Raw genomic sequence first — 25235 nt, 5'->3', positions numbered from 1 at the left:
GAACGCTATTCCGCCGCCTCCCGGAATCCTTCCGGCGCCATGGGGAAGCGGCAGATGACCGTCGTGCCGCGGCCTTCACCGGTATCGATCTCGATCGAACCATCATGCAGCTCGACAAAGCTTTTGACGATCGACAGGCCAAGTCCGGCGCCGCGCTCGCGACCGCCATTGGCATGCGGCTCGAACCGACGGAAGATTCCGTCGAGCACATCGGGCGGGATGCCCGGCCCGTCGTCATGAACCCTGAAAGCGACGCCCGCCGGATCGCGCATGCAGGTCAGCTGTATCGTCGATCCTTCCGGCGCATAATTGGCAGCGTTGCTGAGCAGATTGAACAGAATTTGCCGGAGGCGGTTTTCATCTGCGTGGAATGAGGCCGGGGCCTGCTCCAGTTCGATGTCCAGTGCAATGGAATGTTCGCGCAGCCGCTCGGCCACGAGATCTGCTGCGGAGCGCACCGTACGCTCGATGACAACCTCGCTGATCTCCAGCTCCATGATGCCGGCATCGATGGTGGCCAGGTCGAGGATGTCGTCCACGATTGTCTCCAGTTCGAAAGACGAGGAGGCGATGTGGTCGACATAGTCGCGCTGGCGCGGATTGAGCGGCCCGGCCGTCTCCTGAGCCAGCAATTCGGTGAACCCGCTGATGCTCGTCAGCGGCGAACGCAGCTCGTAGGAGACGTGGCGGACGAAATCGTTCTTGAGCTGGTCGGCCCGCTCGAGAGCCTCGTTCTTGTCCTTGAGCATGCGCTCGACGTTCACACTGTCGGTCACATCGATGAACGTCGTCATCACCTGCCCGTTCGGCAGGTGGATAACCGCGAAGCGGAGTACGTTGCCATCATTGAGCTCGACCTGGCCGTGGCGGTCCTGACGATCCTCGTCGAAGCCGGTCACTGCGGCGGCGAGTTCGCTCCAGGGGCTCGCCTTGGCGAGCGTCTGGCAAGCAGCGCGGATCACGGAGATATGCGTGCCGGCCTTCACCAGCCCCTCGGGCATGCCCCAAAGGTTCGCGAAAGCCGGATTGGAGAGCCGCACGCGCCCATCCGGGCCGAACACGGCGACGCCCTCCGCGAGATTGTCGAGCGTGACGCCCTGGACCCGCACGATCGTGTTGTAGCGGCTTTCCAGATTGATCTTCTCGGTGAGGTTCTCGAACACCCAGGTGACGCCGCCATTGGGCTGCGGGTTGGCGACGACACGCAGGGTACGGCCATCGGGCAGGTGCCACAGATGCTCCTGCGGCTCCACGGCGCGATAGGCCCCCAGCAGGTTCTCCTTCCAGCGGCGCCATTCGGGCTGTTCGGCAAGCTTGCCGTCGCTGCGCAACCTGTCGAGCAGCAACGTGTTGTCGGGCCGGCTTTCCAGGAAGGACAGATCGAGCTCCCAGAGCTTCTGGAAGGCCTGGTTGAAGAAGCGCAGCTTCTGGTCCGTATCGAATATCGCGACCGCCGTGTTGAGCTGGTCAAGCGTATCGGCATGGCTGCGGACCGTACGCTCGTGCTCCTCGCGGATCGTTTCGACATCGCTGACATCGCAAGCCAGCCCTGCGGAACCCTCGCCGTCGACCACGTCCGTAACCGTGAAGATGCGCCGATCGCCGCCGATCACGGTCGACAGGCGTTGCGCGAAGACGGGCGACGAAAGGTGGTCGCGCGCGATCTGCTCGCGTGCGCTGGTTCCAAGGAATTCGCGGCTTTCGTGGATGGCTGCCGCAGCGTTTGCTGCTTCCACCGCCTGCGCATAGGCCGCATTCACCCATTGCAGCCTGCCGTCGCCGCCGCGTAGCCAGGCCGGCATCGCGAGCGCATCCAGAAGCTTCAGGACCGTTTCGTGCTCGCCGCGCAGTTGCTGATGCTCGATGCGCAATTCCGCATGTTCGCGCCGTGCATCGGAAAGTGTGAGAAAACGCACCGCGACATGGTTGGCGGAGATGCGTCCCTGTACCTCTAGGAAAGCCCTCTTGTTGGTCTCGACGACGAGATCGAAGGTCTGCTTTTCCTCCCGCAAGGAGGAAATTGCGCGCTCAAGACGGGCGGCGCTGCGCGGGGCAAGCCATTTGCCAAACGCCAGAAACGTGGCCCGATCCTCGGGGGCATCAGCGCGGGAGAGGGAGCCAACGAGCTCCGGTTTCCGTTCGTCGCCGAACCAGACGAGGATGCGCTGATCCTTCAGGTTCAGCAAGGCCTCTGCGCGCTGGAGCGCATTGCCGATCTCGGCCACACGTTCGCGAAGGCTCACATTCTCGCTGGCCGTGCGGGCCCGTTCGCGTATCAGCAGGATCGCCGACAGGATGGCCGCTCCGGTAATACCCGCGAACAGCGCAAGCTGGACGACGTCCATGGTGCTGACTGGTATCTTGGTTGCGAGCTGGATCGCGTTTTCCTGCGCGAGCGCCGAGGACGACCAAACAGTGCCCAGAAGCGCCGACAGGCGAACGGCAACCAGCTTCCGTCGCTTCACACGCAATCCCGGACCGACGCTGGAATCGCTCCGGTCGCCGGTGCCGGATTTCTCCGCATCCAGTCGCTGCCCGCCTGGCATCTTCAAATGTCCTCTCCGCCGCACGAGCGCCAGATTCGCCAAGAATGGACGCACCCCTTTCGGTTTCCCCTCACCAGAAACGGACGCGTCACGAATCACATCACTGTACCGTGTGACCGAATCGCCGTGAAGGCGAACGGCGCGCAAAAAAAGACCGGGCGACAAAGTCAATCGCCCGGCCTCAATATATTGTGGTGAATGGTTAATAAATCAGTAGCGGTAGTGTTCGGGCTTGTACGGGCCCTGCTGCGTCACACCGATATATGCGGCCTGTTCGCTGGACAGCTCGGTGAGCTTTGCACCGACCTTGTCCAGATGCAGCCGGGCGACCTTCTCGTCGAGGTGCTTTGGCAGCACATAGACCTCGTTCTTGTACTGCTCGCCCTTGGTCCAGAGTTCGATCTGCGCCAACACCTGGTTGGTGAAGGACGCCGACATCACGAAGCTCGGATGGCCGGTGGCGTTGCCGAGATTGAGCAGTCGGCCTTCCGACAGCAGGATGATGCGGTTGCCGCCCGGAAACTCGACCAGGTCGACCTGCGGCTTGACGTTGGTCCACTTGAGATTACGCAGCGCCTCGACCTGAATCTCGTTGTCGAAGTGGCCGATGTTGCCGACGATCGCCATGTCCTTCATCTTGCGCATATGGTCGATGGTGATGACGTCCTTGTTGCCGGTCGTCGTGATCACGATGTCGGCGCTCGCGGCGGCGTCGTCCAGCGTGACGACCTCGTAGCCGTCCATCGCAGCCTGCAGGGCGCAGATCGGATCGACCTCGGTGACCTTGACGCGTGCGCCTGCGCCGCGCAGCGAGGCGGATGAGCCCTTGCCGACATCACCGTACCCACAGACGACCGCGACCTTGCCGGCCATCATCGTGTCGGTCGCGCGGCGAATGCCGTCGACCAGCGATTCCTTGCAGCCGTACTTGTTGTCGAACTTGGACTTCGTGACCGAGTCGTTGACGTTGATGGCCGGGAACGGAAGCAGCCCCTTCTTCTGGAGCTGATAAAGGCGGTTGACGCCGGTGGTCGTCTCTTCGGTGACGCCCTTGATCGCCTGACGCTGCTTGGTGAAGAAGCCGGGCGTCGCTTCCATGCGCTTCCTGATCTGCGCGAAGAGGATTTCCTCCTCCTCGTTGCCCGGCTTGGAAAGCACATCCTCGCCTGCTTCCGCGCGGGCGCCGATCAGGATGTACATGGTGGCATCGCCGCCATCGTCGAGGATCATGTTGGAGAGGCCGCCATCGGCCCACTGGAAGATGCGGTCGGTATATTCCCAATACTGGGTCAGGGTCTCGCCCTTGACCGCGAAGACCGGGGTGCCGGCGGCGGCAATGGCGGCGGCGGCGTGGTCCTGCGTCGAGAAGATGTTGCACGAGGCCCAGCGTACTTCGGCGCCGAGCGCCTGCAGCGTCTCGATCAGCACGGCGGTCTGGATGGTCATGTGGAGGGAGCCGGTGATGCGCGCGCCCTTGAGCGGCTGGCTTTCGCCGAACTCCTCGCGGCTGGCCATCAGGCCGGGCATTTCCGTTTCAGCGATCTCGATCTCCTTGCGGCCCCAGTCCGCAAGGGAAATGTCAGCGACGATATAATCCTGCGCGCTCATGGCGTTCACTCCAAATCCGGTGAAATCAGCGCGCTCGGGCGTGTATACAGGGCGCGCAAGTCTGGCCCGCCGAGTAGCAGAAAACCGCATTTGCGGCAATAGGACATAAAGAAATCTTTATCCGTGCATGTGAAGCGCTGGCGTCAGCACTCCTCGCCGAAACGGGAGGCGACCAGATCGGCAAGCGCGTCCATCAGCTCCGCGGCCTGGGGCCCGCTTGCGCTGACGCTGATGGTGCAACCAGGGCTTGCGGCCAGCATCATCAACCCCATGATGGACGTGCCGCCGACCTTCACGCCATCCTTTTCGACCGCCACTGCCGCGTCGTAGCCGCTGACAAGCTGGACGAAACGGGCGGAGGCGCGCGCATGCAGCCCGCGCTTGTTGACTATCGTGAGGTCCCTGCTGATTACGCCGGTCATTTACCGCTCAAGAGCTGGCTCGCGACATTGATGTATTTACGGCCTGCCATCTGGCCTTCCTGAAGAGCTGTCGCCATATCGTCACCGGCCCGCACGCTGGTCAGCTTGATCAGCATCGGCAGGTTCACGCCGGCGATCACCTCGACCTTGCCGGAGCTCATCACGGATATAGCGAGATTGGAGGGCGTGCCGCCGAACATATCGGTCAATATGATCACACCTGTCCCGGTGTCCGCGCGCGCGACGGCATCTACAATGTCGGTGCGACGCTGCTCCATATCATCGTCAGCGCCGATCGAGACGGTCTCGAAGTTTTTCTGCGGGCCCACGACGTGTTCGACCGCGTGACGAAATTCCTCGGCCAGGCGGCCATGCGTGACGAGTACGAGACCGATCATGCCGGCAACCAGCCCCGGCAGATGCGGGAACGTTGAACAGGCGATGATCGTTTCGAGGAGTCCTCGCCGGGCCTACAATAGCCACCGGCATCATCAGAATTGATCAACAATCACTCCCGTCACACGCGCTTGCGCTGCCATTCGTGACCCGCGCAATCCGACTTTGCCCCAAACCCCTGCTTCCGGATAACGCGGCGCGCGGAGCCAGACGGCAAGGTGCGCTATCTTGTCAGCGGTTTAACCTTTGACAAGCCCAAATTTGCACCAAACAAGGCCAAATTGCCGCAGTTTTGCGCAAAGTCTGGCAACAAACGGACCAGCTACCCCGGCTCGCCGGCTAACCAGGCGAGAATGGCCGGGACGTTCGCCTCGACATTACGTTCCGGCAGCGCGAGGCACGGCAGACAAACGCCGAGCACCGTTTCGGACATCGCTTCGCGATAGCGCGGCGCGGCGGCGGGTTCGACCAGTGCCACCATTCGGTCCATCACCGCCCGCTTCTCGGACGCAGCCCGCGCCGGCCCATACCCGCGCAACTCGATCATGCCGGCGATCGTATCGGGCGCTTCGGCAATAAGACGTGCCCCAAAACTCTCCACCCAGACCTGATCGTCCGAAACCAGCACCGCGAAGTCTCCGCGGGCATTCAGGGTCTCAACAAGACCGGCAGCCAGCAGCGATTTCCCGGCGCCCGAGCGCCCGGTAATCAGGAGGCCGCTTTCCCCAGCCACGAGTGCGGTCGCGTGAAGATTGGTCCGGCCCATCAGGCTTCGGCGGGCAAGGTGACGATGAAGCGCGCACCCTGGTACTGACCTGGCTTTGCGCCTGGAATATTCTCGGCGGTGAGGCGGCCGCCGTGCGCTTCGACGATCTGACGGCTGATTGACAGGCCCAGTCCCGAATTCTGGCCGAACGCCTCGCTCGAGGGACGATCGGTGTAGAACCTCTCGAAGATCCGCTCGATATCGTCGACGGTAATACCCGGGCCGTTGTCTTCGACAGTGACGACCACGTGCCGCGTCGTGCGCGACAGCGTGATGACGATGCGTCCTTCGTCTTCCGGTACGAAGGAACGCGCGTTTTCGATCAGGTTCGTGAGCACCTGGCCAAGCCGCAGATCGTGACCTGCGACAAAGAAATCGCGCGCCGGCTGATCCTTCTTGGCGGTGCGAACCTCGATCGCCACGTTCTTCTTCTCACGGCGTGCCTCGCGAGAGGCCTCAGCGATTTCGGTAATCAGTTTCAGCAGGTCGACACGACGACCATCCTCGCGGGCGAGCTCAGCATCGAGACGCGATGCATCCGAGATGTCGGTGATGAGCCTGTCGAGGCGGCGAACATCATGCTGGATCACCTCAAGAAGGCGCGCCCGCGACTCCTCCGTCTTGGCCAGTGGCAAGGTTTCGACCGCGCTGCGCAGCGATGTAAGCGGGTTCTTCAGTTCATGGCTGACATCGGCGGCAAAACTCTCGATCGCCTCGATGCGCGCATAGAGCGCGTTCGTCATGTCCCGCAGCGCCACGGACAGATTGCCGATTTCATCCTGCCTGTCCGAGAAGTCGGGAATCTCCTCACGGTTCTTCACGCCGCGCCTCACCCTGACGGCGGCCGCCGCCAGGCGGCGCAGCGGATTTGCGATCGTGGAAGCCAGCAACATGGAAAGGATGGCGTTGACCAGCGCAGCCACGCCGAAAACCCTGAGGATGGCGCGCTGCTCGGCGGCCACGATCTTGTCGATGTCCCCACCCTGGGTCGACAGCATCAACACGCCGAGCACGGCCCGGAAGCGCTGGACCGGCACGGCGACGGAAACGATCTGCTCCCCCTGATCGCTGCGGCGCACGATGAAGGACGGACTGCCCTGCAGGGCCTGCATGACTTCGGGATAGGCTGTGCCGCTGCCGCCAGGCTGTTCGTGGTAAAGTGGCAGGTCGGAGCGCCGGAAGAGGCTGAGCAGAAGCTTTTCGGCCCGCTCCAGCAGGCCCGGTTTTTCTTCCTCAACGGGCGGAAGGCCGTAACGCAGGATCTGGCCGCGCGAATAGAGCGCGCGGGAATCGAGCAGCAGATTGGCGTCGCGGTCGAAAATGCGCGCCCGCGTCAGCGTCGGCGAAATCAGGCGACGCAGGACCGGCGCGACCCGCTCCGGGTTGATGGGGAAGTGCAGGCTGTCCAGTTGCCCCGACCCCGGCGGCAGGCTTTCTCCCGCTTGAAGCTCCAGGAGTTTCTCGGGATCGATGGTGATCGAATCGGTCTCGACCGTCGCCGACGCGGCAATCGCGCTGGCGATGATCTCGCCCTGGATCATCAGGCTTTCGATCCGCGCCTGAACGAGCCCGTCGCGAAACTGGTTGATGTAGAGAATGCCGACAACCATGACGCCGAGCGCGGCCAGGTTCAGAACGAGGATACGGCGCGTCAGGCTGGAGAAGACATAATGGCCCAGCACCCGCCTGACCGGCACCAGAACGTGCCGGCTCAAGGGCCTGGACCCGCGCTTCACCTCGGACTTTGCCCCGGTGACGCCTCTTTCGATGTCTGCCGCCATTCAGCCCTGCAGTAGCCTACCCCGCGAGCATCATGCCTCGCGGAAGCGGTAGCCTACCCCATAAAGCGTCTCGATCATGTCGAAATCGTCGTCGACGGCCTTGAACTTCTTGCGCAGCCGCTTGATGTGGCTGTCGATGGTGCGGTCGTCGACATAGACCTGCTCGTCATAAGCAGAATCCATAAGCGCATCGCGGCTCTTGACCACGCCGGGTCGCTGCGCCAGCGAATGCAGGATAAGGAATTCAGTGACCGTCAGCGTAACCGGTTCGCCCCGCCACGTGCAGGTGTGACGCTCCTGGTCCATGACAAGCTGGCCGCGCTCCAGCGAGCGCGCCTGCTGGCCGGGGGTCTTGACGCCTGCCTCGCGCGCATTGGCACGGCGCAGTACGGCACGGACACGCTCGACGAGCAGCCTTTGCGAGAACGGTTTGCGGATAAAATCGTCGGCGCCCATCTTGAGCCCGAAGAGTTCGTCGATCTCGTCATCCTTGGACGTGAGAAAGATGACAGGCATGTCGCTCTTCTGGCGCAAGCGCCGCAGCAACTCCATCCCGTCCATGCGGGGCATCTTGATATCGAAGATGGCGAGATTGGGCGGGCGCGCGGAAAGACCCTCAAGCGCGGAGGCGCCGTCGGTATAGGTCTCGACGCGATAGCCTTCGGACTCCAACGCGATCGAAACTGACGTCAGGATGTTCCGGTCGTCATCGACAAGCGCGATCGTTGCCATTTCAATTGGCTCCCTCATGAGCGGGTGTCCCTTCCTGCATCGAGAAGGGGCTGTAGACGGACAAATTGGGTACAAATTGTGGCATGCCTGTTCCCCGCATGCACGTCCGGCGCGATAAAGGCAAGCGGTCCTTCCGCTTCGCCGGCCTGTCAGTCTTCGGCCAATATGTATCGGCCGCCGGAAGATTTAAACAGTTACAACCGATTTAAACAGAACTGAAAATCTTTAAATCGATTAATGATTTGAAATCAATGAGCTTTTCTGTTTCTCAACCTTTCACCTCCAGATCGGCGCGTTTTTTGCAGCAGCGGCGGGAGGGGAAAGTATCTCGGTTCGGCTCCGGTCCTTGGTGGTAGAGATGACAGAAATCGGCCTGCGCAATCCCGACAATGGGATCGACACCTGCGGTTTGAAGACCTCGGGCACCGTTCACTACAATCTTGGTCCCGCCGAGCTGGTCGAGCACGCGCTTCGCCGTGGCGAAGCGAGACTGACGGCCCACGGTGCACTTGTTGCCACAACGGGACAGCACACGGGCCGTTCCCCGAAAGACAAGTTCGTCGTGCGGGATGCGCACACCGACGCGCAGGTCTGGTGGGACAACAACAAGCCAATGTCGCCGGAGCAGTTTGCGCTCCTGCACGACGACTTCCTCGCTCATGCAGCGAAACTCGATCTCTACGTCCAGGATCTCGTTGGCGGCGCGGACGAGGCGAACAGCCTGCCGACGCGTGTCGTCACGGAATATGCCTGGCATTCGCATTTCATCCGCAATCTGCTGATCCGCCCCGCGCGCGAGGCCCTTTCCAGCTTCGCGCCCAAGATGACGATCATCGACCTGCCGTCGTTCAGGGCCGATCCTGCCCGACATGGCTGCAGGACCGAGACAGTCATCGCGATCGACTTCGCACGCATGGTGGTGCTGATCGGCGGCACGTCTTACGCCGGCGAGATGAAGAAGTCGGTCTTCACCGCGCTGAACTACCTGCTGCCGGCGCGCGGTGTGATGCCCATGCACTGCTCGGCCAATGAAGGGCCGCAAGGCGACGCGGCCGTGTTCTTCGGCCTGTCCGGCACCGGCAAGACCACGCTTTCGGCCGATCCACGACGCACGCTCATCGGCGACGACGAACATGGCTGGGGCGAAGACGGAATCTTCAATTTCGAAGGCGGCTGCTACGCCAAGACCATCAAGCTTTCGGCCGAAGCAGAGCCCGAGATTTTCGCGACGACGCGGCGCTTTGGCACCGTACTCGAGAACGTGGTGCTGGACGACAACCGCGTGCCGGACTTCGACGACGGCTCGCTCACCGAGAATACACGCTGCGCCTATCCGCTCGACTTCATCCCCAATGCCAGCGCCACGGGGCGGGCTGGTCATCCGAAGAACATCATCATGCTGACCGCCGACGCATTCGGCGTGATGCCGCCCATCGCCAGACTGACGCCGGCTCAGGCGATGTATCACTTCCTTTCGGGCTACACCGCCAAGGTCGCCGGGACGGAAAAGGGCGTCACCGAGCCCGAGGCGACCTTCTCTACCTGCTTCGGCGCACCGTTCATGCCGCGTCATCCTTCCGAATACGGCAACCTGCTGCGCGATCTCATTGCGCGCCACCGCGTCGACTGCTGGCTGGTCAACACCGGCTGGACAGGCGGCGCCTACGGTGTCGGCAGCCGCATGCCGATCAAGGCGACCAGGGCGCTGCTTTCGGCCGCGCTTGACGGCTCCCTGAACGAGGCGGAATTCCGCACCGACGCCAATTTCGGCTTCGAGGTGCCGGTTTCGGTGCCGGGCGTGGATGCGTCGATCCTCGATCCGCGGTCGACCTGGGCGGACAAGGAGGCCTACGACCGCCAGGCCAAGCGCCTGGTTGGAATGTTCATCGACAACTTTGGCAAGTTCGAAGCCCATGTCGACGCAAGCACGCTGAGCGCCGCGCCCCGGCTGCAAGAAGCGGCTGAATAGAGACAGTCCGCTGCAACTTTCATGAAGGCCCGGTTCAAATCCGGGCCTTTTCTTTGCGTTGCGGTCATGATTGCATGCGGAAAACGGGAGGAAACCGTCGATGCTCGCTATGCACAAACCCTTGGCCTTCGCCGGCTACTCGCCGGAAGAAATGTCGACACGCGCAGCCGATTTTCGCACGTTGATGGACAGGCGACGCACGGTGCGCGATTTCTCCTCGCGCACCGTGCCCAGGGAACTGATCGAGGACTGCGTGATGACGGCTGCCACAGCCCCATCGGGCGCAAATCAGCAGCCGTGGACGTTCGTGTGCATCAATGAGCCCGGACTCAAAAGCCAGATCAGGGTGGCAGCCGAAAAGGAGGAGCGCGATTTCTATAGCGGCCGCGCATCGACCGAATGGCTGGATGCGCTCGCACCGCTTGGCACCGATGCAGACAAGCCGTTCCTCGAGACCGCGCCCTGGCTGATTGCCATCTTCGCGCAGCGCTACGGGCTAGGTCCGGATGGCAAACGCGCCAAGCACTATTACGTCCCGGAATCGGTCGGCATCGCGACTGGCCTGCTGATCGCCAGCCTGCACAATGCCGGTCTTGCGACGCTGACCCATACACCGTCGCCGATGGGCTTTCTGAACGAGATCTGCAGCAGGCCGGAGCACGAAAAGGCGCTGATCCTGCTAGTGGCCGGCTATCCCGCCGACGAGGCCAAGGTGCCCGACATCAAGCGCAAGCCGGTCGAGGACGTCATCGTCTGGAAAGACTAGCCCCGTAGCGGGAAAGGCCAATCTAGCGACATCTCGGCGGTTCACCGAGATTTAATCTATTGCGCGTCTTCTGGCGGCGAGGGTCCGGGCACGCATCGCCCGGCCAGACATGATGTCGAACCTCCGCCGGCCCCGGCATTCCAGACCTTATCTCATCAGATTTCCATGCCCGGGACCGCTTCGGTCATCGGATGCCGCTCCGAAGGCTCGACCATGAACCTGTTCGCGTTTCGCATTTCCCATCGCATCGCACTGATTGCCCTGGTGGGCGTAGTCGGTGTGCTGGCCGTTGCCGGGCTTCTTGTCTACGAGCGCAGTCTCATCAGTCAGATCGATGCGACGGCTTCTCAGGCGAACCAGGCCGCAGCGGTGACCAGCGAGCTTCAGATCGGTCTCCTCGAACTGCGTCGGAACGAAAAGGATTTCTTCCTGAGCCGTGACGAGAAATACGTCGAGATGCATGCGGCGCGCAGTGGAGAGGTCGCCAGGTCGCTCGAAACGATCGAGGCGATCATCGCTCGCAACCAGCAGCGCGACTTGCCCGGCGAAGGCGTTCTGACACAGGGTTACCAGCGCTATCTCCAGGCGTTTGGCGAAGCCGTGGAGGTGACCCGACGGCTCGGCGTGAGTGCCGAAAAGGGCCTGCAAAGCGAGCTCCGCGCGGCAACCGGCTTTCTCTCCGAGCAGCTCGCGCGCATTCCCTATCCCGCGCTGAAGGTCGATGTGGCGCAAATCTTCAACCGCGAAAAGGATTTCGTGGTCACGCCAAGCGAGCAGAACCGCGCCCGCGTGGCCGAGGCAATCGACACCCTGCGCTCCCGCCCCGGCGGTGTTTTCGGCTCCTCGAGTGGCCATACGGCGGTTATGGCGACGCTGGATGCCTATGAGGCGACCTTCAAGGATTTTGCCGACGCTTCAGCGCGCAGCCAGGAGCTTGATGCAGAGGTGTCGGAGAGCTTTTCGGCGATCGAGCCGGTCTTCGACCGCATCCGCGCGGAGATCGAGAACGTGCGCGGTGAAGTGAGTGCTGCGCGCATCAACGCCACGACCTCGATCGAACGCATGGTCATGGTGGCGGTCGGCGGGGTCCTGCTTGCCGTTCTGGCGTCCGGCTTCCTCGTCTGGCGTTCCGTCGCTCTTCCCATCTCCCGCACGGCGCGTTCGATGCGCGCACTCGCCTCCGGCGAACTGGACGTGGAGATACCGGGGCTCGGCCGCCGCGACGAAATCGGCGAGATCGCCGACGCTTTCCAGCTCTTCCGCGAAAACACGATCCGCAAGGTCAACGAGGAGCGCGACGCCGCGGAAGCACGCCAGCGCGAAGCGCGCGAGCGCGAAGAACTCGAGCGCGACGAGAAGGAACGCCAGGCGCGCGAGCTGCAGCATGCGGTGGACGTGCTTGCAGATGGCCTGAGCCGGCTGGCAGACGGCGACGTTGCCCAGCGGATCGATGAACCGTTCACGGCATCGATGGAAAGGCTACGGGCCGACTTCAACAACTCGGTCGCAAGATTGCAGGCCGCATTGCAGACGGTTGGCGAAAACGCCAATGCGATCCACGCCGGCTCGGACGAAATACGGAACGCTTCCGACGATCTTTCGAAGCGTACCGAACAACAGGCGGCATCCGTCGAGCAGACTGCGGCTGCGCTGGAGCAGCTCGTCACGACGGTCCGCGATTCAAGCCGACGAGCCGAGGAAGCTGGCGCACTGGTTGCCCGCACGCGGACCGGGGCAGAGCGTTCCGGCGCCATCGTGCAGGACGCGGTCGCGGCGATGGATCGCATCGAGGCCTCGTCGACGCAGATCAGCACCATCAACGGCGTCATCGACGAGATCGCCTTCCAGATCAGCCTGCTCGCGCTCAATGCCGGGATCGAGGCGGCACGTGCCGGCGAGGCCGGCCGCGGCTTTGCGGTGGTTGCTCAGGAAGTGCGCGACCTCGCCCAGCGGGCCGCCAATGCAGCCAAGGAAATCAATACGCTCATCACCACGTCGGGCGAACATGTCCGCGCCGGTGTCGAGCTGGTGGGCGAGGCGGGCGAGGCACTGCGCACCATCGTCTCGGAGGTGCAGGAGATCAGCACCAATGTCGTGGCGATCGTCGAAGCGTCCCGCGAACAGGCAACCGGCCTCAACGAGATCAACATTGCCGTCAATCGAATCGACCAGGGCACGCAGCAGAACGCCGCGATGGTCGAGCAGTCGACGGCTGCGAGCCACAAACTCGCTAGCGAAGCCTCGGCGCTCAACGCTTTGCTGGCGCAGTTCAAACTGGGGCGCGAAGCACCCGCCAGTAGCTTGCGCGAGCCCACATCCGCGCCCAGGAGCCCGACAGCCGGAATCCGCGCCGTCGGTCAGCGCCTCGCCGTTGCGTTCCGGGGCGGCTCCGGTGCTGCCGTGGCGCAGGCCATCACGCCTGCGGACGAGGCTGGTTGGGAAGAATTCTGACCGGGGTTTCCGCGCCGGCAGCGCCGTTCTATGTAGTGTTCGCCCGTATTGCGGGTTCGGACGAGGAACAGCGGCCATGAACGCGGACAGGGGATTGCATATCGCGCCGGGCGTCGAGATCGGCGCAGACGAGCTCGAGGAGCAGTTCATCCGTTCCTCCGGGCCCGGCGGCCAGAACGTCAACAAGGTCGCCACCGCCGTGCAGCTTCGGTTTGACGCAGCCAATGCGCCCGGCCTGCCGGAAAGGGTGCGCGAACGCGCGCTCAAGCTCGCCGGGCAGCGCGCGACCAAGGATGGCGTCATCGTCATCGAGGCTGGGCGCTTCCGCACACAAGAGCAGAACCGGGCGGATGCGCGGGCGCGGCTTGCCGCACTGCTGGCCAAGGCCGCGGAGCCGCCGCCCAAACCGCGTAAAAGGACCAAACCATCAAAAGGCGCGGTCGAGCGACGGCTGAAGGAAAAGGCCGGCCGCTCCGGCATTAAGAAAATGCGCGGCAAGGTTGCTCCCGACTGACCCTCGGCGGCGGTCGCCGAAGCGAAATCCTTGCTTTTCTTTTCGGTTTCGCTGGGCCAATGTCGCCTCAGGGGCGATCATTTCTTTGCAGACAACAAGGAGACTGCGGCATGGGCCTGTTCAGTTTTGCGAAATCCATCGGAAAAAAGCTCGGCTTCGGCGACGATGAGGAACCCAAGGTTGAGGAACTCAAAAAGGAACTCGACTCACACGGACTCGGCACCGACAAGGTGCAGGTCGAAGTTGTCGGCGGAAAGGCCGTTCTGAAGGGCTCCGTTGCCGACCAGGCGACGCTGGAAAAGGCCGTGATCGCGATCGGCAACACCGCCGGCGTCGAGGCGGTCGAAACCGAACTGGTCGTCGAAGACGCGCCCGACAAGGCCGAGAAGGAGCCAACGCTCTACACCGTGGTGAAGGGCGACAACCTCTGGAAGATCGCCGAGCGCCACTACGGCAAGGGCAAGGGCACCAAGCACACGCTCATCTTCGAGGCCAACAAGCCGATGCTCAGCGACCCGGACAAAATCTATCCTGGACAGGTGCTGCGGATCCCGCCGCTGGAAGGCTGACAGCCAGTATCATCTCTTGAAAATATTCCTATCCGGCGGCTATCATGCCGCCGGATTTGTTTTATCATGGTAATCTGATGGCTCTGGCTTTGCCGCAAGGTGTCAGGCACATACCTGACTTTCTCGACCGCACGGCCCAGGAGGCGCTGCTGGAGGATATCCGCGCCGTCGTGCAGGCCGCACCGCTCTATGTTCCCACGATGCCGCGCACCGGAAAGCCGATGAGCGTTCGCATGACCAATTGTGGCTCACTCGGCTGGGTGACCGACAAGGACCAAGGCTATCGCTATCAGCCGACCCATCCGGTGACAGGCGAACCATGGCCGCCGATCCCCGAGCCGCTTATGGAGCTGTGGCGGCAAGTGGCCCAATACGACGCGCCACCGGAGGCATGTCTCGTTAACTTCTACGAGACTGGCGCGAAGATGGGCCTGCATCAGGATAGCGACGAGCAGGCTTTCGACGCGCCGGTTCTTTCGGTTTCGCTCGGCGACACCTGCCGGTTTCGGGTGGGAGAAACCACACGTGGTGGCCGCACGTTATCCTTCAAACTCGCCAGCGGCGATCTGGTGGTGCTGGGCGGAGAGGGACGCCTCGCCTTCCACGGCGTCGACCGGATCTATCCGGCCACCTCGACGCTCCTGAAGAATGGCGGCCGCATCAACCTGACGCTGCGGCGTGTGACGAAGCCGCGCTAGGAGAATGTTGAGGTTTGTTAGCTAGGGTCCGCCCGTCAAAGATTGGCAGGAGCCTTGGCCATGACCGGATTTCTGCGCTGGTGCAGGAACACGATGTCGGAAACTGCGCGGATGGTGCGCGCCGACGCAGCGCTCTATCTGTTCGTTCTGGCCTATACCGTGGCAGGGCTTTTCCTGCTTCAGCTCACGGGCACTGAAGACAGCGTCACCTACTGGGTCTATGTCCGGCGCTGGGCGATCATCTTCATTCTGTTCTTCCCGATGGTCGCCATCATTATCGATGCCGCGCGCGTCGCACACCGCCTGAACGCACGCCGCGGTCTTGCCATGCGCCGGGCATTTTCACCCGCGCGCATGGCCACGCTCGCCTCAGGCGTCGCGCTCCTGATGGTGATGGTGCTGTTCCAGGGAACCTTCACGTCGCTGAAGAACGCAATGACGTACTGGCGCGACGGCTTCCAATACGACAGAATTCAAGCGGATATCGACCGCCTGCTGCATTTCGGGGTCGACCCGTGGCGACTGCTTTACAGCTTCGGCGAGCACGATGTCATACGCACGATGGTTGAGTGGAACTACAACGTGCTGTGGTTCGTCCTCTGCTTCGGCCTGCTATTTTTCGTTGCGACCTCGCCTCGAGCCGCCGCGATCAGGGGGCGCTACATTACCTGCTTCATGCTGACATGGATCGTGTGCGGCAACGTGTTTGCCACGCTGTTCCTCTCGGCGGGGCCTGCCTTCTATGGTGAAGTGACGGGCGATGCCACGCGGTTCGCCGAACAACTCGCCTTTCTCGCTCGCGGCGCCGACAGCCCCAATTCCGCAGTTGCCTACCAGGCTTATCTGTGGTCGCTGCATGAGGCCGGGGCGACGAGCTTCGGCTCCGGCATATCCGCGTTTCCGAGCGTCCATGTTGCGCTCGTCGCCATGAATGCGTTCTTCATCGCCGAATATTCGCGGCGGCTGGGCATCGCGGCTTTTGCGTATGTCGCGTTCATCATCGCTAGCTCGGTCTATCTGGCCTGGCATTATGCGATCGACGGCTATGTCTCCATAGCGATCGTCGCTGTCATCTACGTCCTGGTAAAGCGCTATGCGCGGACAGGCATGGCAGACAGGCGAAGGCCCATTTCCGCCCCCGGGCCTTCGGCACATCCCGAGACGGAGGCAGCCGCTACAGCTTCCTGAGGGCCACTTCCTCGATCAGGTGGTTGGCACCCTTGCGCAGGACGAGGTCGGCGCGCGGCCGCGTCGGCAGGATGTTCTCCGTGAGGTTCTTCAGGTTGATGTTGGTCCACAGCCCCTCGGCGATGGCGCGCGCGGCCTCTTCCGAGAGCTGGGAATAGCGATGGAAGAAGGATTCGGGATTCTTGAAGGCCGTTTCGCGCAATCGCATGAAACGGTCGATGTACCAGTGATGGACCAGTTTCTCGTCCGCATCGATGTAGATCGAGAAATCGAAGAAGTCGGAAACGAACGGCACGAACTTGCCGTCCTGCGGCAGGTCACGCGTCTGGAGAACGTTGATGCCTTCGAAGATCAGGATGTCGGGCCGGTCGATGGTCACGTAAGCGCCGGGCAGCACGTCATAGGTCATGTGCGAATAGAGCGGCGCCTGCACGTCCGGCTGGCCGGACTTGATGGCCGACAGGAACCGCAGCAGCGCGCCGACGTCGTAGCTCTCGGGAAAGCCCTTGCGTTCCATCAGGTTTTCGCGCCGCAAAACCTCGTTGGGCAGCAGGAAACCGTCGGTCGTCACCAGGTCGACCTTGGGGCTCGACGGCCAGCGCTGCAGCAACTCCTTCAGCACGCGCGCCGTGGTCGACTTGCCCACGGCGACGGACCCGGCGATGCCGATGATGAACGGCGTCTTGACCGCGTTGTCGGAATTGAAGAACACGCGACGCTGCCGGAAAAGCAGTTGGCTCGCCTCGACATGGGCGGAAAGCAGCCGCGACAAGGTCAGGTAAATGCGCCTGATCTCGTCGAGGTCGACCGGGTCGTTCAGCGAACGCAACCGGCGCACCTCGTCTTCCGCCAGCGTCAGCGGCGTGTCGGCGCGAAACTCTGCCCAGCGTTCGGCGGAGAAGATGCGATACGGTGAGTATTTCTCGCCGGGCGTCAGTTGGTCCATCGGCATTCGTCCCTGCCCCGGCTCCCTCAGCCAGAATTGCGCGCGGCCTTTTCGGCAACGCCCGAGCGGTTCGTGCGCGCCTCGAGCTCGGCCAGAACTTCATCGAGGCTCACGCCGGACAGCGCGAGCACCACGAGCCAATGATAGAGCAGATCGGCGCTTTCGGAGATCACCGCGTCGCGCTCGCCCTTGACGGCAGCAATGACGGTTTCGACCGCTTCCTCGCCCATCTTCTGGGCGGCCTTGTCGATGCCCTTGGCAAAGAGCCGGGCAGTCCAGGAATCGTCGGCGCCCGAGCTGCCACGCTCGGCCACAATCGTCTCCAAATCTTTCAGCGAGAACCCTGACAAGGGCGCCTATCCTCCCGACGTTCAGGCGGCGTCGAGCCGCATCGGCAGGCCTGCTTTTGCCATGTGCGCCTTGGCCTGCGCAATGGTGAAGGTGCCGAAATGAAAGATCGAGGCCGCCAGAACAGCGGTCGCGTGGCCGTCGCGGATGCCCTCGACCAGATGGTCCAGCGTGCCGACGCCGCCAGACGCGATGACCGGCGCACGCACTGCATCGGCGACTGCTCGGGTCAGGGCCAGATCATAGCCCGCCTTGGTGCCGTCGCGATCCATGGAGGTCAGCAGGATCTCGCCCGCGCCGAGATCGACGACCTTGCGGGCGAACTCGACCGCATCGATACCGGTGGCCTGCCGCCCGCCATGGGTGAAGATTTCCCAGCGATCCGTCTCGTCGGCCTGTGAGACCTTCTTCGCATCGATGGCGACGACGATGCACTGGTTGCCAAACTTGTCGGCCGCTTCGGCGACGAAATCCGGGTTCTTCACGGCTGCGGTGTTGATCGACACCTTGTCGGCCCCCGCCAGCAGCAGCTTGCGGATGTCGGCCACCGCGCGCACGCCGCCGCCGACAGTGAGCGGCATGAAGCAGTGTTCGGCTGTGCGGGCGACCACGTCGAAGATGGTTTCGCGATTGTCGGAAGACGCGGTGATGTCGAGGAAGCACAGCTCGTCGGCGCCGGCTGCGTCATAGGCCCTGGCCGATTCCACCGGGTCGCCGGCATCGATCAGGTCGACGAAGCTGACGCCCTTGACGACGCGCCCGTCCTTGACGTCCAGACAGGGAATGACGCGCGCCTTAAGGGTCAAAGGACGGCCTCCATTTTCGTTTGCGCGTCCTCGCCGCTACGCGGCTGCGGGCGACGCGGGCCGTCCTTGACGTTGAGGCAGGGGATGACGCGGGCCTTGAGGGTCATACCGCTCGCTCCCGCGCTTCACGCAGGATCGCCAGCGCTTCTTGCGGGTCGATGCGGCCGTCATATAGGGCGCGGCCGGAGATGGCGCCTTCGAGCCGGCGCGCGTCGGGCATGGTCATGCGCACGATATCGGCGATGGATGCGAGCCCGCCTGATGCGATGACGGGGATGGAGACGGCTTCGGCAAGGTCGATCGTCGCGTCCCAGTTGATGCCAGCCAGCACGCCGTCGCGGTCGATGTCCGTGTAGATGATGGCGGCGACGCCGGCGCCCTCGAACTTCTTCGCGAGTTCGATCGCGCCCAGCGCGGAGGCTTCGGCCCAGCCCTCGACGGCGACCTTGCCGCCGCGCGCGTCGATACCGACGGCCACCTTGCCCGGAAAGGCCTTGCAGGCTTCCTTCACCAGATCTGGATCACGCACCGCGACCGTGCCGAGGATCACCCGCGCCAGCCCCTTTGCCAGCCACGCCTCGATATGCGCCATCGAACGGATGCCGCCGCCGAGCTGCACCGGGTTCTTCGTCGCCTTCAGGATCGCCTCGACCGCCTCGCCGTTGCGGCTTTCGCCGGCGAAGGCGCCGTCGAGATCGACCACATGCAGCCACTCGAAACCCTGCTCCTCGAAGGCGCGCGCCTGCGCGGCGGGATCGGTGTTGTAGACCGTGGCGCTGTCCATCTCGCCCAGCTTGAGACGGACGCACTGGCCTTGCTTCAGATCGATGGCAGGAAAAAGTATCAACGGATCATACGCCTTCGACGATGGCAAAGTGAGCATTTGAGAATTGCTGGCGCAGCTTCAATGCGGCTTGATATTCCGGCGAATGGTAGCAGTCGAGCGCAGTCTGGTAGTCCTTGAACTCGATGACCACCAGCCGCGATGCCGCCGGGCCTTCGAAGACTTCGCACTGTCCGCCGCGCACAAGGAACTTCGCGCCGTATTTCTCGAAGGCGGCAGCGTTTGCCGCGACGTATTGCGGATAGCCATCGGGATCGGTCACGTCGACCATGCCCATCCAGTAACCCTTCTTGCTCACGGCGTCCTCCTCACGGTTTCCAGCGCAGGAAATTGGCGATCAGGGCCAGGCCGAGCGCCTGGCTCTTTTCGGGGTGGAACTGGGTTCCGGCCATGTTCTCACGCGCGACCAAGGCCGTTACGGGACCGCCATAGTCGGTGACCGCAACGACATCCTCCGCGCGCGCCGCGTCGAGATGGTAGGAGTGAACGAAATAGGCGTGCAGCCCGTCCTCGCCGGTGCGGATGCCGGCCAGAAGCGGATGGTCGTGTTTCACGTGAATCGTGTTCCAGCCGATCTGGGGGATTTTCAGCGACGGATCGGAAGGCTCGATCTCCTTGACGTCGCCGGCAATCCATCCGAAGCCGTTGGTGATGGTTTTTTCCAGCCCGCGCGACGACATCAACTGCATGCCGACACAGATGCCGAGGAATGGCCGGCCGCGATCGGTCACGACTTCCTCGATGGCCGCCACCATGCCCGGCACGGCATCGAGCCCAGCCCGGCAATCGGCATAGGCGCCGACGCCCGGAAGCACGATGCGGTCGGCACTTCTCACTCGTTCCGAGTCCGCCGTCAGGTCGATCTCGGCGGCGATGCCCGCCTCGCGCGCGGCGCGCTCGAAAGCCTTGGTCGCCGAGCGCAGATTGCCGGACCCGTAATCGATGATCGCAACGCGCATCTCAGTTTCGCCCCGGATAGCCGAGCATGCCGAGCACCGGACCGGAACGGGTCGGCGCCGGACGCTGGGCAGTCATGACCGGAGCCGGCGGGACAGTATCGGAGACCGTGTCCCGCGTGACGTGGCCGGGGCCAATATCTGCGAGATAGCGGATTTCGGCATCCCGCACATCGCCAGCCTCGACCACACCCCATTCGCGCCAGCCACGCCGGCGCAGGGCCGCCAGCCGAAGCGCCGACCCCTCAAGGCCGACGAAAAGCGCAAGCATAAGCGACGCGATGGAAGCCGTGCCGCTGCCCCACCAGGCGCCCAGCAGGCCGATCACAAAGCCCGCGAGCACAACGGCCAGCGTCTCCAGCCAGAGCCGGTGAACCAGCAGCCAGATCGCCGGCAGCAGGAAGGCGAGGATATGAAACCCGTCGCGCACGATGACGGCCCTCTCCTCGGCGGCGCGGCCGGGCGGTTCCATTACGACGAAACTAGCCATGGCGAACGCTCATCCGTTCAGTGTGCCCTTGGTGGAAGGGATTGCCCCCTCCTGGCGCGGGTCCGGTTCTATCGCGGCGCGCAGCGCGCGGGCCACCGCCTTGAAGCAGGTCTCCGCGATATGGTGGTTGTTAGCGCCATAATGGTTCATCACATGCAGCGTGATGCCGGCGTTCTGCGCGAGCGCCTGGAAGAATTCGCGCACCAGTTCGGTGTCGAAGGTGCCGATCTTCGGCGCACTGAACGCCACGTTCCACACAAGGAACGGCCGGCCGGAAACGTCGACCGCCGCCTTGGTCAAGGTCTCGTCCATGGCAAGGTCTATCGATGCGTAGCGGGTGATGCCGCGACGCTCGCCCAGTGCGCGCGCCAAAGCCTGACCGATCGCGATGCCGGTATCCTCGACCGTGTGGTGGTCGTCGATATGCAGGTCGCCCTTCGCCTCGATCTTCATGTCTATCAGTGAGTGGCGGGCAAGCTGGTCGAGCATATGGTCGAAGAAGCCGACGCCGGTCGAGATTTCCGACGCGCCCTCGCCATCGAGATCGACCGAAACGGCGATCTCGGTTTCCTTGGTCTTGCGCGCGACACTCGCTTTGCGCTCGGGGCTGGCCATGCTGGGCGACCTTTCCTGCTTCTGGGCGAAAGCCTCTTATCAGCATGCCCCGCCGATTGCCAGCGGCGGCGATTTGCATTCGCGGCCCGGGCGCATACATAAGCCTTCACGCGGCCGGCGCTGCACTGACCCGAAGGCCGGCTGAAGGCAGTATCGGAGTTGATATGTCGAATGAACCGACCATGCACGCGACGACGATCGTCACCGTGCGCAAGAACGACAAGGTTGTGATCGCCGGCGACGGGCAGGTAAGCCTCGGCCAGACGGTCATGAAGGGCAACGCGCGCAAGGTGCGCCGGCTCGGCAAGGGCAACGTCATCGCCGGCTTTGCCGGTGCAACCGCCGACGCATTCACCCTGCTCGAGAGGCTCGAAGCCAAGCTCGAACAATATCCCGACCAGCTCACCCGCGCCTGCGTCGAGCTCGCAAAGGACTGGCGCACCGACCGCTACCTGCGCCGGCTGGAGGCGATGATGCTGGTGGCCGACAAGAACGTAACGCTTGCGCTCACCGGCACCGGCGACGTTCTGGAGCCGGAGCACGGCGTGATGGCCATCGGCTCGGGCGGCAACTATGCGCTGGCGGCCGCGCGCGCGCTTATCGATACCGACAAGAACGCGGAAGAGATCGCCCGCAAGGCGATGGAGATCGCGGCCGACATCTGCGTCTACACCAACGGCAACGTCGTGATGGAAACGCTTGATGCAGAATAGCCAACCCGAGATCGCGTTCCGTCCCGTGGAGCGCGAAGACTACGAAACGCTGCGCGGCTGGCTCAACCAGCCGCACATGCGCGAATGGTGGGGCGACCCGGAGGAGGAGCTGGGCTTCATCCGCGACATGGTCGAAGGGCGCGACACCACGCGGCCGTTTCTCTTCATGCTCGACGGGAGGCCCATCGGCTATATCCAGTACTGGTTCATCGGCCACCACCAGAACGAGGAATGGATCAAGGACAACCCGTGGCTGACTGAGCTGCCCTCCGATGCAGTCGGCGTGGATGTTTCCATCGGCGATCCGGCTCTGCTTTCGAGTGGTTATGGGTCGGCGGCGGTAAGGGCGTTTGTCGCGAGGCTGATCAGCGAGGGCCACAGAACGATCATCATCGATCCCGAACCCACCAACCATCGTGCAATCCGCGCCTATGAAAAGTCCGGGTTCCGCACCATCCCGCATCTCGAGGGACGCACCGGCGATACACTCCTCATGGAGTATGTGTCGGATTTCGCAGCCTGACAGCAGACATGCGTGACGGACCTGCTGCGCGCCTCCATAATGGCGGAACACCCGATCGCGAGGACAGCCATCATTGATCAGCACTGAAACGCTCGAAAGCGCTGTCGCAAACGGAGTGATCACGGCAGATCAGCGCGACCGGCTCATTGCCATCGAACGCGGCTCGGCGGAGACCGACGAAGGCACCGAAGAGAACCTGCGCCTGATTGGCGGCGGCAACGACCTTTTCGTTACGGTCGGCATCGTTCTTCTCACGGCCGGGCTCTATTTCGTCCTGAGTACTGCGATCCCGGGACAACCGCTCTGGATTGCCGGGCTTCTGGCCGCGTTTTCATGGATTGTCGCGGAATTCGTTACACGCCAGCGCCGCATGAAGCTGTCTTCGACGGTGTTGAGCCTCATATTCACCGTGGCTGCGGTTGTCGGACTATCGCTGCTTGCCAACGCCAGCTATCCGATCCGGCAGCCGGATTCGTTCTGGCAGCTTCTGGCGTTGCGGCAGATGGTAGCCCCGGCCGGCTATATCGTATTCGGCGGAACGATAGCGGCGGCGATCCTCTATTTCTGGCGCTTTCGCGTTCCGGTTCTCGCCGGCGTGATCGCTATCGCCGCGACGCTGCTCGCGTTCCTGCAGACCGCCTTGCTGCTTTACGACGGCGTTGCGGCTGGCACAGTCGCTGCTCCGCAAATCGAGGATATGCCGGAACTGCTGCGCGCGGCACTCTATATGCCGCTGGTCTGCGGCCTCGTCGTCTTTGGTGCAGCCGTGCTGCTCGATCTGCACGATCGCGAACGGCGAACGGTCTGGTCCGACTGCGCCTTCTGGCTGCATGTCGTATCGGCGCCGATGCTCGTGCATCCGCTATTCATCATGGCCACCGGCCAGGACGTGGTTCTGGGCAATATCGAGCCTGACGGAAACGCATCCATCATGCTGGGCGTGCTCATCCTCGGTTTCGTCTATGTGGCGCTGGCCATCGACCGACGTTCGCTGCTGGTGCCGACGCTTGCCTATTTCGGCTCGCTCGGGATCTACTACCTGATCAATTCCACCGCCAACACCACCGGAATCCCGCCCTTCGCGCTGATTCTGCTTGTCGTTGGAACACTGATCATCATCTTTGGCGCCGGCTGGCAGCACATCCGAAACTTGATCGTGCGCCCGACTCTCCCCACATCCCTGCTCAACAAGCTCCCTCCCATCAAGGTTCAAGCGTACAAGTAGATGACCACTTTCTCTCCCCGCGAGATCGTTTCCGAACTCGATCGCTACATCATCGGCCAGAAGGACGCCAAGCGCGCCGTGGCCATTGCGCTGCGCAACCGCTGGCGGCGCCAGCAGCTCGAAGGCCAGTTGCGTGAAGAGGTGATGCCCAAGAACATCTTGATGATCGGGCCGACGGGTGTCGGCAAGACAGAAATCTCCCGGCGGCTGGCGAAGCTTGCGGGTGCGCCTTTCATCAAGGTCGAGGCGACCAAATTCACCGAGGTCGGCTATGTCGGCCGCGACGTCGAGCAGATCATCCGCGATCTCGTCGAGGCGGCTATCGGCCTGACGCGCGAGAAGATGCGCGAAGACGTCAAGGCAAGGGCGCATCTCAACGCCGAGGAGCGCGTGCTGGAGGCGCTGGTGGGCAAGAATGCCAGCCCGGCCACGCGCGACTCCTTCCGCCGCAAGCTGCGCGACAACGAGCTGGACGACAAGGAAATCGAGGTCGAGGTTGCCGACACCGGCACCGGCGGCATGCCGGGCTTCGAAGTTCCGGGAATGCCCGGCGCGAATATCGGCGTGCTCAACATCAACGACATGCTGCAAAAGGCCATGGGCGGCCAGCGCACCAAGATGCGCAAGACGACCGTCAAGGAATCCTATGACCTTTTGATCAATGACGAGTCCGACAAGCTGCTCGACCAGGACGAGGTGGTGCGCCGGGCGCTCGAATCGACGGAGAACGACGGCATCGTCTTCCTCGACGAGATCGACAAGGTGGCCGCGCGCAGTGATATTTCCGGCGGACCCTCCAGGGAAGGCGTTCAGCGCGATCTGCTGCCGCTGGTCGAAGGCACAACGGTTGCGACCAAGTACGGACCGGTGAAGACCGACCATATCCTGTTCATCGCCTCCGGCGCCTTCCACGTTGCCAAGCCGTCCGATCTGCTGCCCGAGCTGCAGGGCCGGTTGCCGATCCGTGTCGAATTGCGCGCGCTGGAGAAAGACGACTTCCGCCGAATCCTCACGGAAACCGAGGCGAGCCTCATCAAGCAATATGTGGCGCTGATGGAGACCGAGGGTGTCGCACTCAACTTCACCGACGATGCGATCGATCGGCTGGCAGGCATAGCCGTCGATCTGAATGCAAGCGTCGAGAACATCGGTGCGCGCCGGCTGCAGACGGTGATGGAGCGGGTACTTGACGACATTTCCTTCAACGCACCCGACAAGTCCGGGTCGGAGGTAACGATCGATGCCGGCTATGTTGACACGAATGTCGGCGACCTCGCCAAGAACACGGACCTGTCACGGTTCATCCTGTAGGCTGAATTTCGCTATTCGGGAGCCCTGACAAGAGATTGAACGCAGGGCTCTC

At 62.9% G+C, this 25235-nt stretch carries 26 protein-coding genes; 11 read left to right on the top strand and 15 right to left on the bottom strand.

The genetic code is table 11. The annotated features are described in order from the left end of the window. Positions 1-5: 5 nt before the first annotated feature. From V1479_RS01680 to V1479_RS01650, 7 genes are all read right to left on the bottom strand, one after another. Entirely contained in the window at positions 6-2546 is a 2541-nt protein-coding gene (locus V1479_RS01680; protein ID WP_368801969.1) for a sensor histidine kinase, read from the bottom strand. Between the two features lie 210 nt (positions 2547-2756). Further along, entirely contained in the window at positions 2757-4154 is a 1398-nt protein-coding gene (ahcY, locus tag V1479_RS01675; protein ID WP_173188627.1) for an adenosylhomocysteinase, read from the bottom strand. 143 nt (positions 4155-4297) lie between these two features. Then, on the bottom strand, positions 4298-4576 hold the full coding sequence (locus V1479_RS01670) for an HPr family phosphocarrier protein (RefSeq protein ID WP_173188629.1): 279 nt from the start codon (positions 4574-4576) through the stop codon (positions 4298-4300). Then, positions 4573-4974, bottom strand: coding sequence for a PTS sugar transporter subunit IIA (locus V1479_RS01665; RefSeq protein ID WP_173188631.1), 402 nt, complete (start codon positions 4972-4974; stop codon positions 4573-4575). The genes V1479_RS01670 and V1479_RS01665 overlap by 4 nt, the downstream gene beginning before the upstream one ends. A gap of 320 nt (positions 4975-5294) precedes the next feature. Further along, a complete protein-coding gene (locus V1479_RS01660) occupies positions 5295-5738 on the bottom strand; it encodes an HPr kinase/phosphorylase (RefSeq protein WP_368801383.1) in 444 nt (147 codons plus the stop codon). Beyond that, a complete protein-coding gene (locus V1479_RS01655; protein ID WP_368801382.1) occupies positions 5738-7519 on the bottom strand; it encodes a sensor histidine kinase in 1782 nt (593 codons plus the stop codon). Before V1479_RS01655 ends, V1479_RS01660 begins: the two co-directional genes overlap by 1 nt. 30 nt (positions 7520-7549) lie before the next feature. After that, positions 7550-8251 carry a response regulator transcription factor gene (locus tag V1479_RS01650; protein WP_368801381.1) on the bottom strand — a complete coding sequence of 234 codons (702 nt, stop codon included), beginning with the start codon at positions 8249-8251 and terminating at the stop codon, positions 7550-7552. Positions 8252-8609: 358 nt separating this feature from the next. On the opposite strand from V1479_RS01650, the gene V1479_RS01645 reads away from it, so the two are divergent. The 7 genes from V1479_RS01645 (at position 8610) to V1479_RS01615 (ending at position 16406) form a co-directional block, all read left to right on the top strand. After that, on the top strand, positions 8610-10220 hold the full coding sequence (locus V1479_RS01645) for a phosphoenolpyruvate carboxykinase (protein ID WP_368801380.1): 1611 nt from the start codon (positions 8610-8612) through the stop codon (positions 10218-10220). A gap of 100 nt (positions 10221-10320) precedes the next feature. Continuing rightward, positions 10321-10986 (top strand): nitroreductase family protein, encoded by a 666-nt coding sequence (locus V1479_RS01640; protein ID WP_368801379.1) that lies wholly within the window; start codon positions 10321-10323, stop codon positions 10984-10986. 165 nt (positions 10987-11151) lie between these two features. Continuing rightward, complete coding sequence (locus V1479_RS01635) at positions 11152-13437, top strand: methyl-accepting chemotaxis protein (protein WP_368801378.1); 2286 nt, start codon at positions 11152-11154, stop codon at positions 13435-13437. Between the two features lie 76 nt (positions 13438-13513). Next, positions 13514-13951: an alternative ribosome rescue aminoacyl-tRNA hydrolase ArfB gene (gene arfB / locus V1479_RS01630; RefSeq protein ID WP_368801377.1), complete on the top strand. Its 438-nt coding sequence runs from the start codon at positions 13514-13516 to the stop codon at positions 13949-13951. 110 nt (positions 13952-14061) lie between these two features. Beyond that, positions 14062-14520, top strand: coding sequence for a peptidoglycan-binding protein LysM (gene lysM / locus V1479_RS01625; protein ID WP_173188641.1), 459 nt, complete (start codon positions 14062-14064; stop codon positions 14518-14520). Between the two features lie 77 nt (positions 14521-14597). Continuing rightward, entirely contained in the window at positions 14598-15218 is a 621-nt protein-coding gene (locus tag V1479_RS01620; RefSeq protein ID WP_368801376.1) for an alpha-ketoglutarate-dependent dioxygenase AlkB family protein, read from the top strand. Between the two features lie 60 nt (positions 15219-15278). Next, positions 15279-16406, top strand: coding sequence for a phosphatase PAP2 family protein (locus V1479_RS01615; protein ID WP_368801375.1), 1128 nt, complete (start codon positions 15279-15281; stop codon positions 16404-16406). On the opposite strand, the gene coaA is transcribed toward V1479_RS01615, so the two are convergent. The 8 genes from coaA to hisB form a co-directional block, all read right to left on the bottom strand. Further along, positions 16393-17352, bottom strand: a complete 960-nt coding sequence (coaA, locus tag V1479_RS01610; protein WP_368801374.1) for a type I pantothenate kinase — start codon at positions 17350-17352, stop codon at positions 16393-16395. The genes V1479_RS01615 and coaA overlap by 14 nt on opposite strands. Before the next feature lie 26 nt (positions 17353-17378). Then, positions 17379-17702: a phosphoribosyl-ATP diphosphatase gene (locus V1479_RS01605; RefSeq protein ID WP_173188649.1), complete on the bottom strand. Its 324-nt coding sequence runs from the start codon at positions 17700-17702 to the stop codon at positions 17379-17381. A gap of 21 nt (positions 17703-17723) precedes the next feature. After that, positions 17724-18506 carry an imidazole glycerol phosphate synthase subunit HisF gene (gene hisF / locus V1479_RS01600; protein WP_368801373.1) on the bottom strand — a complete coding sequence of 261 codons (783 nt, stop codon included), beginning with the start codon at positions 18504-18506 and terminating at the stop codon, positions 17724-17726. A gap of 103 nt (positions 18507-18609) precedes the next feature. After that, positions 18610-19353 (bottom strand): 1-(5-phosphoribosyl)-5-[(5-phosphoribosylamino)methylideneamino]imidazole-4-carboxamide isomerase, encoded by a 744-nt coding sequence (gene hisA / locus V1479_RS01595; RefSeq protein ID WP_368801372.1) that lies wholly within the window; start codon positions 19351-19353, stop codon positions 18610-18612. A 4-nt stretch (positions 19354-19357) separates the two neighbouring features. After that, on the bottom strand, positions 19358-19648 hold the full coding sequence (locus V1479_RS01590; protein ID WP_173188656.1) for a DUF1330 domain-containing protein: 291 nt from the start codon (positions 19646-19648) through the stop codon (positions 19358-19360). 10 nt (positions 19649-19658) lie between these two features. After that, the gene (hisH, locus tag V1479_RS01585) at positions 19659-20309 is read right to left on the bottom strand and encodes an imidazole glycerol phosphate synthase subunit HisH (RefSeq protein ID WP_368801371.1); all 651 of its coding nucleotides are present in this window, start codon (positions 20307-20309) and stop codon (positions 19659-19661) included. Between the two features lies 1 nt (position 20310). Next, positions 20311-20796 carry a DUF2628 domain-containing protein gene (locus V1479_RS01580; protein ID WP_368801370.1) on the bottom strand — a complete coding sequence of 162 codons (486 nt, stop codon included), beginning with the start codon at positions 20794-20796 and terminating at the stop codon, positions 20311-20313. Positions 20797-20805: 9 nt separating this feature from the next. Continuing rightward, a complete protein-coding gene (hisB, locus tag V1479_RS01575) occupies positions 20806-21411 on the bottom strand; it encodes an imidazoleglycerol-phosphate dehydratase HisB (RefSeq protein WP_368801369.1) in 606 nt (201 codons plus the stop codon). A 164-nt stretch (positions 21412-21575) separates the two neighbouring features. On the opposite strand from hisB, the gene hslV reads away from it, so the two are divergent. The 4 genes from hslV (at position 21576) to hslU (ending at position 25183) form a co-directional block, all read left to right on the top strand. Next, positions 21576-22124 (top strand): ATP-dependent protease subunit HslV, encoded by a 549-nt coding sequence (gene hslV / locus V1479_RS01570; protein ID WP_368801368.1) that lies wholly within the window; start codon positions 21576-21578, stop codon positions 22122-22124. Next, positions 22114-22647 (top strand): GNAT family N-acetyltransferase, encoded by a 534-nt coding sequence (locus V1479_RS01565; RefSeq protein ID WP_368801367.1) that lies wholly within the window; start codon positions 22114-22116, stop codon positions 22645-22647. Before hslV ends, V1479_RS01565 begins: the two co-directional genes overlap by 11 nt. Before the next feature lie 73 nt (positions 22648-22720). Continuing rightward, positions 22721-23872, top strand: a complete 1152-nt coding sequence (locus V1479_RS01560) for a hypothetical protein (protein ID WP_368801366.1) — start codon at positions 22721-22723, stop codon at positions 23870-23872. Continuing rightward, positions 23873-25183, top strand: coding sequence for an ATP-dependent protease ATPase subunit HslU (gene hslU / locus V1479_RS01555; protein ID WP_173188669.1), 1311 nt, complete (start codon positions 23873-23875; stop codon positions 25181-25183). The last annotated feature ends 52 nt before the right edge of the window (positions 25184-25235 follow it).

Origin of the sequence: Neoaquamicrobium sediminum (assembly GCF_040970315.1) — a bacterium.
In the GTDB taxonomy this organism is placed as follows: domain Bacteria; phylum Pseudomonadota; class Alphaproteobacteria; order Rhizobiales; family Rhizobiaceae; genus Aerobium; species Aerobium sediminum.
The sequence above is the reverse complement of the archived record's forward strand: the minus strand, read 5'-3'. Positions and strand labels throughout refer to the sequence as shown.